Raw genomic sequence first — 14,487 nt, 5'->3', positions numbered from 1 at the left:
GGACTCCCTCCCTATTGTGCTTGTACGCGCAGCTCGGCGGCTGAGCGACTTTGGTGGCCGAGCAAGGTGTTGACATCGGCAGCCTTTGGTTTCGCCAGATAGAAGCGCGGGATCCATTGGTCGAATTCGGCCAATATTTCCTGTGCCCGATCTGAGCCGGTTAATTCTAAGTGTTGGTCAATCAGTCCGCGAAGATGCTCCTGGTGTATCTTCAACTTGGCTAGCGGCAGGGCTTCGACCAGCTCAGGATTGACCCGTCCGGCAAAGTCGCCGTCTTCGTCCAGGATGTAGGCAAAGCCACCGGTCATCCCAGCCCCGAAGTTGACTCCGGTCTTGCCGAGAATCGCCACAATCCCCCCGGTCATGTATTCGCAGGCATTGTCTCCAGCGCCTTCGATAACGGCAATGGTGCCTGAGTTCCTGACCGCAAATCGCTCACCGGCTTTACCGGCGGCAAACAGCTTACCGCCCGTTGCGCCATACAGGCAGGTGTTGCCGATGATGGTCGCGTGGTTGGACTTGAATGCCGAGCCAATAGGCGGGCGAATCACGATTTTTCCGCCGGTCATCCCTTTACCGACATAGTCGTTGGCATCACCGGTGAGGAGCAAGTTAAGTCCGCCAGCATTCCAAACGCCGAATGACTGGCCAGCGGTGCCGGTCAGGTGGAGGTTGATTGGTGTTGAGGCCATGCCTTGATTACCCCAGCGCTTGGCAATTTCCCCCGACAATCTTGCCCCCACCGAGCGGTCGGTGTTGCGAATATCCTCGAAGATATCGGCACCGCTGCGCGCTTCGATCGCAGGCAGCGCCTGCTCGAATAGGGTGATATTGAGCGGTGCATTGTCGAATGGCGTGTTACTTTCGCTACAGTATAGCGTCTTGCCTTTCAATGGCTCTGAGGTTGCCAATACCGGGGTGAGATCCAACTTGCTCTGCTTGGCGGTATAGCCGTCGATGACCTCGAGCAGCTCGGTGCGGCCAATCAAGTCGGTCAGCTTTTCGACGCCCAGTTCGGCAAGGAGCTCTCGGACTTCTTGGCCCAGGCCTATGAAGTAGTTCATGACTTGCTCTGGCAAGCCTTTGAAAAACTCACGGCGCAGGGTTTCATCCTGCGTCGCAACCCCGGTGGCACAGTTGTTGAGGTGGCAGATCCGCAGGTATTTACACCCTAGCGCTACCATCGGCGCGGTACCAAAACCAAAGCTCTCAGCCCCGAGAATAGCCGCCTTAACCACATCCAGCCCGGTTTTCAGGCCACCATCCACCTGCAGGCGGATCTTGTGGCGCAGACCGTTGGCAACCAAGGCCTGTTGGGTTTCGGCAAGGCCCAACTCCCACGGGCTACCGGCATATTTGACTGAGGTCAGTGGGCTGGCACCGGTACCGCCATCGTAGCCGGAAATGGTAATAAGATCGGCGTAGGCCTTGGCGACCCCGGTGGCGATGGTACCGACTCCGGGCTCGGATACCAATTTGACCGAGACCATGGCGGTAGGGTTAACCTGCTTGAGATCGAAGATCAGCTGGGCCAGATCTTCAATTGAGTAAATATCATGGTGGGGCGGTGGCGAGATCAGGGTGACACCCGGCACCGCATAACGGAGCTTGGCTATTTCGGTGGTGACCTTGTGGCCCGGCAGCTGTCCGCCTTCACCGGGCTTGGCACCTTGTGCCACTTTGATCTGGATAACATCAGCATTGACTAGATAGTGTGGGGTGACGCCAAAGCGACCTGACGCCACCTGCTTGATACGGGAATTTCGCTCGCTGTTGAAGCGACGCGGATCCTCACCGCCTTCACCTGAATTGGAGCTGCCCCCCAAGCGGTTCATCGCAATGGCCAGCGCTTCGTGCGCTTCTGGACTCAGGGCGCCGATGGACATGGCAGCAGAGTCAAACCGCGGATAGAGCGCCGACGCTTCTTCGACCTTGTCGATAGCAATAGGGGCTTGGTCCGGTTTGAGTTTGAGTAAGTCGCGAATCGCGGCGACAGGCCGCTCGTTCACTTGCTTGGCAAAAGCTTGGTAGTCGTTATAGTCACCTGATTTGACAGCGTGTTGTAAGGTGCCGATAACATCCGGGTTGTAGGCATGGAATTCACCGCCGTGGACGTATTTCAGTAAACCACCATGTTCGATAGGCTTGCGTTTGAGCCATGCTCGGCGAGAAAGATTGAATAAATCTTGCTGGAAGTCGGCAAACCCTGCGCCCTGGATCCGGCTTGATACGCCGTGGAAACAGAGATCGACAATGTCATCATCAAGGCCTACTGCCTCGAATAGCATGGCGCAGCGGTAGGAAGCAATGGTCGAGATCCCCATTTTGGACATGATTTTGTACAAGCCCTTGTTGATACCATTGCGGAAGTTGAGCATCACGTCGCGATATGGCTTGGTAATAGCATTACTATCAACCAATTGGCCAAGGGTCTCATAGGCAAGGTATGGGTATACTGCGGTGGCCCCGAAGCCAAGCAACACGGCAAATTGGTGTGGGTCGCGCGCAGTAGCGGTTTCGACAACAATGTTGGTATCACAGCGCAGCTGTTGGGTGACCAGTCGATTTTGGACCGCTCCCACAACCATCGCGGCTGGAATGGGGAGCTTGCTGGCATTAATGCCGCGGTCTGACAGGACAATGAGTACCGTACCGCTGCGGACCAAGCGTTCAGCCTGATCGCAGATATCAATGATTGCCTGCTTGAGATCTTTCTCGTCGGGGTTGAAGTTGATGTCGATAATACTGTTGCGGTAGTGCTGGTTGTCGAGCTCCAGCAGTTGCACCAAGTCGGAATAGAGCAGTACTGGCGAGCCAAAGGAGACCCGGTAGGCGTGACTATCGGTTTCGCAGAACACATTAATTTCACGGCCGATACAGGTTGCCAGTGACATCACGTGCTTTTCTCTGAGCGGGTCAATCGGTGGGTTAGTGACCTGAGCAAACATCTGACGGAAGTAATCGGTGACAGCCCGTTCGCGTGACGACAATACTGCCATCGGCGCATCATCGCCCATTGAGCCAGTGGCCTCCTGCCCGTTTTCACCGATCACCCGTAAAACCTGATCAATTTCCTCACGGTTCATGGCAAATTGTTTTTGGCTGGTGCCGAGTTCGGTATCATCGAACGAGCGACTGCCGACTTGTTCGTCGCCTAGCTCTTCGAAAGGAACCAAACGTTTGACATGACTATCCATCCATTCTTTGTAAGGGTGGCGTCCCATCAGGTCGTTATCAATGTCGGCAGAATGCCAGATTTTACCGAACTTGGTGTCGATCACCAATAACTCACCGGGGCCTACCCGGCCTTTTTCGGCGACTTCATCGGGGGCGTAGTCCCAAATCCCGACCTCGGATGCGAGGGTGATCAACTTGTCCTTGGTGATGATGTATCTTGCCGGACGCAGGCCGTTACGGTCGAGATTACAGGCCGCATAGCGACCGTCGGACATCACGATACCGGCTGGACCATCCCATGGCTCCATGTGCATGGAGTTAAAGTCATAAAAAGCCCGTAATTCGGGATCCATGTCCGGGTGGTTCTGCCAAGCCGGCGGGACGAGCATCCGCATCGCGCGGAACAGATCCATGCCGCCGGACAGGAACAGCTCGAGCATGTTATCAAGGCTAGAGGAGTCCGAGCCGGTTTCGTTGACAAACGGAGCCGCGGTTTGCAGATCCGGCAGTAACGGCGAGGCGAATTTGTAGGCGCGTGCCCGGGCCCATTGGCGATTACCGGCAATGGTGTTGATCTCACCGTTGTGGGCCAGGTAGCGAAACGGCTGTGCCAACGGCCAGCGAGGCTGGGTGTTGGTTGAAAAACGCTGGTGGAACAGGCAAATCGATGACTCGAGCCGGATGTCTCCCAAATCCTGGTAGAAACGGGGCAGATCCGCTGGCATGCATAACCCTTTGTAAACCGTCACTTGGGTCGACAGGCTACAGATATAAAAGTCGGGGTCGGCGGTGATGCGTTTTTCGATCCGGCGCCGGGCAATGTAAAGCCGACGGTCGATATCGCGTGGCTTCCAGCCTGCAGGGGCATTGATGAACACCTGCTCGATATTGGGGAGAGTTTCGGTCGCGATTGGGCCCAGTACTTGTGAGTTGATGGGGACTTGCCGCCAGCCAGCCAGTGACAAGGTTTCCTTGGCGAGCTCTTCGCTGATAATGGTCCGGGCCTGTTCGGCAAGTACCGGATCCTGACTGAGGAACAGCATGCCGAGGGCGAATTCACGCGACAGTTTCCAACCTTTTTCATCGGCAACAATACGGTAAAAGCTTTCGGGCTTTTTCATCAGCAGCCCACAGCCATCACCGGTTTTGCCATCGGCGGCGATCCCGCCACGGTGGGTCATACGGTCAAGGGCGGAAATGGCGGTCCGGACAAGCTTGTGGCTGGTTTCTCCTTCGGTGTGGGCAATTAACCCAAAACCACAGTTATCTTTATCCAGCATGGGGTTATACAGTGTCATTGCAACTCTCCCTAGCATCTGCCTGAATAAGCAGGAATACTGCATTTTTTGACGGTCATCCTGACCATCGATGACAACCTTTGCGCGCACCACTGGTGGTTTCTTTTGATTATCGGGGCAGCAAAGGCACCTTTTGCTTCCAGCGACCTTTCAAGTTAACGGCTATTTACATAAAGGTCAAACTATAAACATTAAATTAACATTGTGAGCGGGCACCGATATTGCGGGGAAATTAGGGCGGGTTACAGTGAATAATTATGATAGAGGGATCTTCTCGGGAATAAAAAACCGGCCACTTGGGCCGGTTTGGATTACATTTTCTGAAAATAGTTCGCGTTCGCCCTAAGAGGCATCCGATAGCATCAAGGAATCAGCCCTGGCTTCAAGGTTGCTGTTACCCATTAGGTAGGTATCAATCTCTCGGGCTGACTCGCGGCCTTCGTTGATACAACGAACAACCAGTGACTGGCCTGTACGCATATCACCGGCAGCAAATACGCCTTTTTGGTTGGTCGCAAACCCTTGCGTTGCAACATTACCACTGTCATCGAGTTTGATATCCAGTTGGGCGAGGACACCGGTTGGTTCCGGGTGCAGGAAGCCCATTGCCAAGAACGCCAGATCACAAGGGATGATACGTTCAGAGCCGGCAACTTCTGTAAAGCCCGGACGCTCGCCCGGTTTTGCTTCTTCCCACTGGATATCGGCAATACGCAGTGCTTTCACGTTGCCAGCATCATCGCCGATGAACTCCTTGGTCAGGATATTCCAGTGACGATCACACCCTTCCTCATGGGAGGTAGAGGTTTTCATGATCATCGGGTAAGAAGGCCATGGCTGGTTGGCCGGTCGCTTCTCTGGCGGGATAGGCATAATTTCGACTTGGGTAATGCTTGCCGCCCTGTGACGGTTAGAGGTACCGACACAGTCAGATCCGGTATCCCCCCCCCCGATCACTACCACATGCTTGCCGTTGGCATGGATTTCATCGGCTTTCAGATCCATGTCGTTGGCTCGACGGTTGTTCTGAGCCAGAAACTCCATCGCAAAGTGCACGCCTTTGAGCTCACGGCCTGGAATAGGCAGGTTGCGTGGTACGGTTGAGCCACCGGTTAGCAGTATGACATCAAACTCCTGACGCAGTTGCTGGGCGTTAATGTCCACACCGATATGGGCGTTGACTTCAAATTTGATCCCGGCATCCGCCATCAGGCCAATTTTGCGATCAATGATGTCCATGCCCAGCTTGAAATCAGGAATGCCGAAGCGCAGTAGGCCGCCGACTTTTTCATCACGTTCGAAGACAGTGACGCAGTGGCCAGCGCTGTTAAGCTGTTCCGCCGCGGCAAGGCCGGCAGGGCCAGAGCCGATAATCGCAACGGTTTTTCCGGTACGAGAGCGTGGTGTCTTGGGTTTGGCGTATCCTTCGCGGTACGCCGTTTCGACAATAGTCTTCTCGATATTACAAATTGTGATTGGGTCTTGGTTGATACCCAGTACACAGCCACTTTCACAAGGGGCTGGGCACACACGGCCAGTAAATTCCGGGAAGTTATTGGTCGAACTCAAGATATTCCACGCTTCCTCCCAGCTGTCGCGGTAAACCGCGTCATTGAACTCCGGGATGATGTTACCGATCGGGCAGGAGTTGTGGCAAAACGGAACGCCACAATCCATACAGCGTGAAGCCTGCGTATTGATCTTGTCGCCGAACTCCTCGTTGAGAACAAACTCCTTGTTGTCCTCTATGCGGACGCTCGGATCCAGCTTCTTTGGCAGCTCGCGGCCAAACTCTAAAAATCCTGTAGGCTTACCCATTGACGGCCTCCAACTCTTCCTTGTTTAGTGCTTCTTCCTTGCGCTTCTGTAGCACTGCCTTGTAGTCCCTCGGCATGACTTTCACCATCTTCTCGAGATTGGCCTCGAAGTTAGACAGGAAGGTTTCTGCCACAGTACTACCGGTTAGTTCAGCGTGCTTGGTGAGCATGTCGAACAATAGCTCTTTGTCTTCTTGCTCAAGCGGGTCGAGATCAACCAGCTCTGGGTTGAGCTTGGTGTCGAAGTCTTCGAACTGATCCCAAACATACGCTACACCGCCACTCATACCGGCTGCGAAGTTACGGCCTGTTTGGCCAAGAATAACGGCCACACCGCCAGTCATGTATTCACAACCATGGTCACCCACGCCTTCAACGACAACTTTGGCACCGGAGTTACGAACACAGAAGCGCTCGCCAGCCATTCCGCGGATGTAAGACTCGCCCGAGGTCGCGCCGTAGAAACAGACGTTACCCACCACGATGTTATCTTCCGGGATGATGTCAGACTTGGCATCAGGATAAAGTACCAGCGTACCGCCCGACAGGCCCTTGCCCCAGTAGTCGTTGGCATCGCCTTCGACCTCGAACTTGACGTTTTTAGCCAAGAAGGCACCGAAGCTCTGGCCAGCTGAACCGGTGAACTTGACGTTCATCGGCTGCGGTAGGCCTTTATCCTTGTAAATCTTGGAGATCTCGTTCGACAGCATGGTACCGGCACTGCGGTCGGTATTAATGATGTCAAACTCGGCATCCACTTGCTTGCCTTCATACAGGGCAGGCGTTGCCGCTTCAATCAGCTTACGGTCGAGTACGGCTTCCAGGTTGTGATTCTGCTCACGCTGGTTGTATACGCCGTCTTCGTTACGGGCTGGTTCGACAAACAGTACCGGACTCAGGTCTAGGTTCTGGTACTTCCAGTGGCCGATGTTTTCACGGATCTTCAACTTGTTTGACTGGCCCACCATCTCCTCGATAGTCCGGAAGCCAAGCTCTGCCATGATTTCACGCAGACCTTGTGCCATGTACTGGAAGAAGGTGACGACATCTTCAACGCGGCCGTCGAAGCGCTCGCGTAGAGTTTTGTTCTGGGTTGCGATACCGACCGGACAAGTATTCTTGTGACACTTACGCATCATGATACAACCTTCAACCACGAGGGCAGCGGTTGCGACACCCCATTCCTCGGCACCCAGCAGAGTAGCGACGGCAAGGTCACGCGGTGTCTTCATTTGGCCATCGGTTTGGACCACGATACGGTTACGCAGGCCGTTTTTCAGTAGGGTCTGGTGGGTTTCGGCCAAGCCAAGCTCCCACGGTAGACCTGTATGGCGAATTGATGACATTGGTGATGCACCGGTACCGCCATCGAAGCCAGCAATTAGCACGACATCTGCTTTCGCTTTGGCAACACCTGAGGCAATCGTACCGACACCGGCTTCCGATACCAGTTTGACGTTGACTCGGCCGGCACGGTTGGCGTTTTTCAGATCATAGATCAGCTGCGCCAAATCCTCGATAGAGTAGATATCGTGGTGTGGCGGAGGTGAAATCAAACCGACGCCCGGTGTTGAGTGACGGGTTGCCCCGATCCAGTCATCCACCTTGTCGCCTGGTAACTGACCGCCTTCACCCGGCTTGGCACCCTGTGCCATCTTGATCTGAATTTCGTCAGAGTTGGTCAGGTAGTAAGAGGTCACACCGAAGCGGCCAGACGCCACCTGCTTGATGGCTGAACGCTCCCAGTCACCGTTGTCTTTTTTCTCGAAGCGAGCAGGATCTTCACCGCCTTCGCCCGAGTTAGACTTGGCACCGATACGGTTCATTGCCACTGCAAGGGTCGAGTGCGCTTCGTAAGATATTGAGCCAAAGCTCATGGCTCCGGTCGCAAAACGCTTGAGGATGCTCTCGATTGGCTCGACGTCTTCCAGTGGAATAGAGCCGGCTGGATTCTTGATAAATTCAAGTTGGCTACGCAACGTGGCTGCATCGTCGCCCTGGGCGTCGACGGCATTGGCGTATTCTTTGAACTGGGCAAAGTCCTTGTTACGGGTTGATTGCTGCAGCAAAGAGATGGTTTCTGGGTTGAACAGGTGTTTTTCACCACGCTGTTTCCACTGATAGACACCACCGACATCCAGCATCTGGATTGGCACTTCGCGTGTTGGGTAGCCCAAACGGTGACGAATCAGGACTTCCTTGGCGATGTCATCGATGGTCAGGCCCTGGATACGGGAAACCGTACCGATGAAGTACTTATCGACAACTGATTTGCTGATACCCAGTGCTTCGAATATTTGTGCGCCGTGGTAGGACTGCAGGGTTGAGATCCCCATTTTGGAGAAGATCTTCAGCAGGCCACCATTCACCCCTTTGCGGTAATTGTTGAACAGCTCTTCGGTGGGGACTTCCGGATCAAGTTTACGCTTGCGCTGTAGGTCAACAATGGTTTCCGTCACGAGATACGGGTTCACGGCATTGGCGCCATAGCCGATCAGAGTGGCAAAGTGGTGAGTTTCACGAGCATCACCGGTTTCGACCACGATGTCACACTTGGCACGCAGGCCTTTACGGATCAGATGGTGGTGGACAGCGCCGACAGCCAGCATCGCAGGAATAGCGGCGTGGTTTGAGTTTACGGCACGGTCGGTCAGGATGATGACTGAGTAACCGTCAATCACTGCATCTTCCGAATACTGGCAGATACGCTTCAGCGCACGCTCCAGTTTGCCTTCCTCACCGCTGGCACGGAATACGATATCCAGCGTCTTGGCCTGCAAGTACTCGTTATCGATAGCACGGAGCTTTTCAAGCTCGGCATTGCTCAGAACCGGCGATTCAATTTCAACCTTTTGGCAGTGCTCTGGTGTCTCGGTCAGCAGGTTGTGATCTTTACCCAGGTAGGTGTTGAGTGACATCACCATGCGCTCGCGGATCGGGTCGATCGGCGGGTTGGTGACCTGGGCAAACAACTGCTTGAAGTAGTTCGACAGGTGCTGTGATTGGTGTGATAGCACGGCCAGCGGCCAGTCGGCACCCATGGCGCTGAGTGGCTCGTAGCCAGTTTTTGCCAGCGGCACGATGATTTCGTTGACTTCCTCCGAGCTCATCCCGAAGGCTTGCTGGTGGTGCAGCAGGCGCTCAGGTGTTGGCTGGTGGTGCATATTGTCCGCTTCCGGCAGGCTTTTCAGCGTCAGCAGGTTGTCTTTGACCCACTGTTCATAAGGTTGAGCAGAAGCAATGGTGTCTTTGACCTCTTCGTCAGAGATAATACGACCTTGTTCTAGGTCGGCAACGAAGATACGGCCCGGCTGCAGGCGGCCGCGGAACTGCACATTCTCAGGCTCGATTTCAACCACGCCCGATTCTGATGCCATGACGAGGAAGTCATCTTTGGTCACGGTATAGCGCGATGGGCGCAGGCCATTACGGTCAAGGGTTGCACCAACCTGAACGCCGTCGGTGAAACAAACAGACGCCGGGCCATCCCAGGGCTCCATGACATTGGCATGGTACTGGTAGAAGGCACGGCGCTTCGGATCCATCTTTTTATTTTCTTGCCATGCTTCCGGGATCAACATCATCAGCGCATGTGGCAGGCTACGGCCAGACAGAACCAAGAGTTCCAGTGCCATATCGAAGTTGGATGAATCCGAGCTGCCTTCCTGACAGATTGGCAGCAGCATGTCGATTTCTTGCTGGCTAAATAGCTCTGACTCAAGAATCGCTTCACGGGCCTTCATCCAGTTTAGGTTACCGCGTACAGTGTTGATTTCACCGTTATGGGCGATGTAACGGAAAGGTTGGGCTAGACGCCACCTTGGAAAGGTATTGGTCGAAAAGCGGGAGTGTACCAGCGCCAGTGCGGTGACCATCGATGGGTTCTGTAGATCAAGGAAGTACTGCGGTACTTGCTCGGTCGTTAGCTGGCCCTTATAGACTAATGTCTTGTATGACAGGGAGTTGATATAGAAGTCATCACCGATGTTGGAGATGCTCTCAAGGCAGACTCGAACCGTGTAGTTACGCAATACGTAAAGCTTGCGCTCAAGTACCGCTGGCTCCATGCTGGCACCGCCAGTAATAAAGACATGTTCAAACTGGGGCTCGGTGCTTAGCGGATCTTCGCCAATCATTGAATTATCAACGGGCAGCACACGGTAACCAATCACTTCTAGGTCAAGTCGTTTGGCATTACGCTCCAGGATGTCACGGCATTGCTGACGTTTGTATTCATCTTTGGGAAATAGCACCACACCCACGCCGTATTGCTCGAATGCTGGCAGACGGATCCCTTGCTTGACGGTTTCTTCAAGCAGGAATTCATGGGGCTTTTGCAGCAATATACCGGCACCGTCACCACTGCACGGGTCACAGCCTTGACCGCCTCGGTGTTCCATCCGAGCTAGCATATCAAGGGCTTGGGTGACAATTTCGTGGGACTTACGGTTCTTTAGGTGGGCCACAAAGCCGATACCACAGGCATCGTGCTCCATTTCAGGCACATAAAGTCCCTGAGCATTCAGCTCTTGATCTGTCATAGATACTTCCTTCCAGTTTCAACAGGTACCAATCCTGGCACCTGAGTTATCCCTAATTTTGGTTATACATCCTTTTGGCCTAAGTGGACTCCTGTCCGGCCGTTGAGGATGGGTTTGCTGTGGGATGATGTAGTCAATCAATAGCAAACTTCATTCTGTAGCACTCATGCTCTGGTATGCAAAAGCGCTGCAGTTTTGAGGGGGAGCAACATAAACCACTAAATATTTGTAGAGTTTAGTTACTTTTGTTGTTCATAAATTGCACACAGCTGTAACTATCCTACAATTTTGATTGGTTAATTACCAACAAAAATTATCCATTGCCAGTAACATCTCAGCATCAGTATGAATTAATTGCTTAATTGGATGCGTATCTATTCGAAAATAGCTATCTATGTGCATAGCGAAACTTTGGATCTTGGTTTTTGTGTGGTTACTTGAATGAGTGCTAGACCAAAGTAGTACAAGGTGATGTTGTTGCTAATTTTCATTCTTTTTCTCAGCCTAAACGTGGTGAAAAAAACGCCTTTATTGTTCTCGCACAACTTTTGACAAAACCAATGGTGCTAACCTGTGCCGCTTTTTTCGACCCCTTAAATGACTAGGTGACAAGATGCAGCTGCATGAGCTCGTGAACACATTAGGCCAAGACCTACAGCGTCGCTACGGAGAAAAGGTGCATAAACTGACCTTGCATGGTGGCTTCAGCTGCCCAAACCGTGACGGTACTATTGGCCGTGGCGGTTGCACCTTTTGCAATGTCGCCTCTTTTGCTGATGAGCAGGCTCAGCACAAACCGATCACCGAGCAGTTGTCTCAACGTGCAGGCGAAGTTGACCGTGCCAAGCGTTACCTCGCCTATTTCCAGGCCTATACCAGCACCTACGCAGAGGTGCAGACATTAAAAGCCATGTATGAAGAAGCCTTGGAAGCTGCTGACATTGTTGGATTGTGTGTCGGTACCCGACCTGACTGTGTGCCTGATGAAGTGCTTAAGCTACTGGCGGGTTACCGTGAACAAGGTTATGAGATCTGGCTAGAGTTGGGCTTGCAGACCGCCAACGACAAAACCCTCAAGCGGATTAACCGAGGCCATGACTTTGCGTGCTACGAGGCCATTACCAAGCGGGCGCGGGCATTGGGGCTGAAAGTCTGTGCCCATCTGATTGTCGGTTTGCCGGGGGATACCCGTGAGGATAACCTCGATACTGTTCGTAAGGTGGTTGATGCCGGTGTGGATGGTATCAAGCTGCACCCACTGCATATTGTTGAGGGGAGCATTATGGGACTGTCGTGGAAAGCCGGTCGACTGGCCGAACTGAGCCTTGAGGATTACACCGAAATCTCGGCAGAAATGATCCGCCTGACCCCGCCTGAGGTGGTTTACCACCGGGTCTCAGCCAGCGCCCGTAAGCCAACGTTACTTGCCCCCGAGTGGTGTGAAAACCGTTGGTTGGCGATGACAGAGATCGGCCGTAATTTGGATCAGCATGGTGGCCAGGGCACTGCGCTGGGTAAGCCATTTGAATATACGCCGCCGGTACGTCAAACAAGCTAAAACATGGGGCCAGACGGCAGGGCTGTCATAGCGGTTGCAGCAGTAAGTGTGTTAGATTACGAGTAAAATGATGTTAACTACGAAAATCAATGCATACTTCCTGTCAGGAACGCTCTGTTAGTCCTTTGTCGCTTACAATGTTAACCCTACTGGCCCGCTGCGGGGGATGCCAGCTGTGGGGATTTATCGGCCGCTTGGCGCCCACGGGCTTGGCGGTTTTTGCGCCAACCTCTTATGCTTCATCCTCTTCCCATTGGTTTCAGGCCGATAACTCGGCTTTGCTTTTTTCGTTGTTGATCCTCGTACTGGCTATCGGTGGTGGCTTGCTGGCCTTGCTGCTGCATCACCTTGAAGCTGGCTCTTTCCGCCGTTTACACGGTCAACTGACCCTCATGCCCATTGCCGTTGCTGTAGTCCGTAAGAAAGACGGCCACTTGGTTTATGGCAACAAGCCCTGTCGCCAGTTACTCGGGGTCCGTAAGCTCAACGATCGTTACCTCTACCCTGATGGCCTCTGTGATCAGATGGTGTGTGACCGCCTTCGCCCCTTTGCCGGCCTGAAAAGCTTCAAGGAAGTGAATGAGGCTAGGTTTCAGTGCAACGACACGTTGATCCCTTTGTTGATATCAGGCCTGTCGATCCGTTGCCAGTGGCAGTCTTGTTGGCTGCTGTTTATCGATTCGTCCCGTTCCAATCATGGTGAAAAAGTGAAGATGGAAAATGAGCAGCGGATCTTCCATCAGGTTCTTAACTCTTTGTCCGAGCTGGTGTATTTCAAAGATAAATCGGGTGTTCTTATCGGTACCAATAAGGCGTTTGACCGCTTTTGGCGCGGGCGTGTAGATGAAGGGATTGCCGAAGAGTTAGGGATCGGCTCGCTCAGTAACAGCGCTTTCCACACCTGGACCACTGCGCCGGATGGCTCGAGTCGACTGTTGGAGACCAATTGTAATTTATTACTAGGCGATAGTGGGGAGGCCATTGGTACTCTCAGTATTAGCCACGATGTGACTGACTGGCATGAGATGCAGGAAGTGCTGAAAAGTGAGATTGAAAAACGGGAAGTGACGGAGCAGGAGTTGGCCCAGCGCAATACGCTGCTCGATACCATCCTCAGTGCCAGCCGGGATCCTATCGCCTTATATAATGAACACGGTGTATATGTCGGCTGTAATGAGCCGTTTGCCCGCTCGCTCGGCTACACTCAGCAATCCCTGCTAGGGAAATCTTCTGCTGATGTACTGGAGCCCGATAAGCTGGCACTTTTCCGCCAGACAGATCAGCAGGTGATCCAGCAGGGGATCAGTGTTAAAACGGATGATTACGTTATTCTCGAGGACGGAACGCCAATTTGGTACGAGGTGCTCAAATCACCTTACCGGGATCCAACTGATGGTACCACCGGTGTGCTGATGATGGCGCGGGACGTGACTGAGCGCAAAATGGCCGAGCAGCAACTGGCTGATGCCATTATGGAACTGCAGGAACTCAGCTTTATCGATAGCTTGACCAAAGTCGCCAACCGCCGTAGTTTCGATGAGCAGCTGCGAAAAATGTGGTATAGCCATATCCGCGAAAAGAACCCGCTGACCTTGATCCTGTGTGACATTGACTACTTTAAGGCCTTTAACGATAACTACGGTCATCAGCAAGGGGACTTTGCTCTTCGTGAAGTGGCCAAGGTACTGCGCAGTGTGGTCAAACGCGAGACCGATGAGGTCGCCCGTTACGGCGGCGAGGAGTTTGCGTTTCTGTTGCCCAACACCAGCTTGGATGGCGGTGAGGTTGTCGCGACGGCAATCCATCAGGCTCTGGCCGAAAAGGGGCTGACCCATCGCTATTCTGATATTGCAACTACGCTGACGGTGAGTCTGGGCGTGGCGACGCTGATCCCTCAACCTAGCCAGGATTATGGAGAGCTGGTGGAACTGGCTGATGTGGCGTTATATAAAGCCAAAGCAGCAGGGCGGAACTGTACCATGACGATGTCTGAGAAAGAGGCTGGCTAGCCCATAGCGGCTCTTGGTATCACCGAGCAATCAAAGTGTGAAGGACGGCAGGCGAATGGGAAATGCCTGCTTGGGTTCTCGGTCGCT

Annotated in this window: 5 protein-coding genes; 2 read left to right on the top strand and 3 right to left on the bottom strand. The window is 53.4% G+C overall.

Translation table 11 applies throughout. From position 1 onward, the window contains the following. Positions 1–11: 11 nt before the first annotated feature. The 3 genes from gltB (NHN17_RS12795) to gltB (NHN17_RS12785) all read right to left on the bottom strand — a co-directional run bounded on the left by gltB (NHN17_RS12795) (position 12) and on the right by gltB (NHN17_RS12785) (position 10,833). Complete coding sequence (gene gltB / locus NHN17_RS12795; protein WP_255042950.1) at positions 12–4,475, bottom strand: glutamate synthase large subunit; 4,464 nt, start codon at positions 4,473–4,475, stop codon at positions 12–14. Positions 4,476–4,817: 342 nt separating this feature from the next. Continuing rightward, positions 4,818–6,293, bottom strand: a complete 1,476-nt coding sequence (locus tag NHN17_RS12790) for a glutamate synthase subunit beta (RefSeq protein ID WP_255042949.1) — start codon at positions 6,291–6,293, stop codon at positions 4,818–4,820. Further along, complete coding sequence (gene gltB, locus NHN17_RS12785; protein WP_255042948.1) at positions 6,286–10,833, bottom strand: glutamate synthase large subunit; 4,548 nt, start codon at positions 10,831–10,833, stop codon at positions 6,286–6,288. Before gltB (NHN17_RS12785) ends, NHN17_RS12790 begins: the two co-directional genes overlap by 8 nt. 613 nt (positions 10,834–11,446) lie before the next feature. Between gltB (NHN17_RS12785) and mnmL the strand changes: the two genes are divergently transcribed. Beyond that, on the top strand, positions 11,447–12,391 hold the full coding sequence (gene mnmL, locus NHN17_RS12780) for a tRNA modification radical SAM protein MnmL/YtqA (protein WP_255042947.1): 945 nt from the start codon (positions 11,447–11,449) through the stop codon (positions 12,389–12,391). 89 nt (positions 12,392–12,480) lie between these two features. Beyond that, positions 12,481–14,400, top strand: coding sequence for a sensor domain-containing diguanylate cyclase (locus NHN17_RS12775; RefSeq protein ID WP_255042946.1), 1,920 nt, complete (start codon positions 12,481–12,483; stop codon positions 14,398–14,400). Positions 14,401–14,487 lie beyond the last annotated feature (87 nt).

The sequence above is a fragment of the Photobacterium pectinilyticum genome (assembly GCF_024357955.1).
Taxonomy (GTDB): domain Bacteria; phylum Pseudomonadota; class Gammaproteobacteria; order Enterobacterales; family Vibrionaceae; genus Photobacterium; species Photobacterium pectinilyticum.
Note: the sequence above shows the minus strand (reverse complement) of the source record. Positions and strands in the feature narration are given on the sequence as shown.

What these genes read in the sequence shown, in the direction of transcription:
- NHN17_RS12790 (WP_255042949.1), bottom strand. Translation starts at nt 6,293, where the DNA reads ATGGGTAAGCCTACAGGATTTTTAGAGTTTGGCCGCGAGCTGCCAAAG.
- gltB (WP_255042950.1), bottom strand. Translation starts at nt 4,475, where the DNA reads ATGACACTGTATAACCCCATGCTGGATAAAGATAACTGTGGTTTTGGG.
- gltB (WP_255042948.1), bottom strand. Translation starts at nt 10,833, where the DNA reads ATGACAGATCAAGAGCTGAATGCTCAGGGACTTTATGTGCCTGAAATG.
- mnmL (WP_255042947.1), top strand. Translation starts at nt 11,447, where the DNA reads ATGCAGCTGCATGAGCTCGTGAACACATTAGGCCAAGACCTACAGCGT.
- NHN17_RS12775 (WP_255042946.1), top strand. Translation starts at nt 12,481, where the DNA reads ATGCATACTTCCTGTCAGGAACGCTCTGTTAGTCCTTTGTCGCTTACA.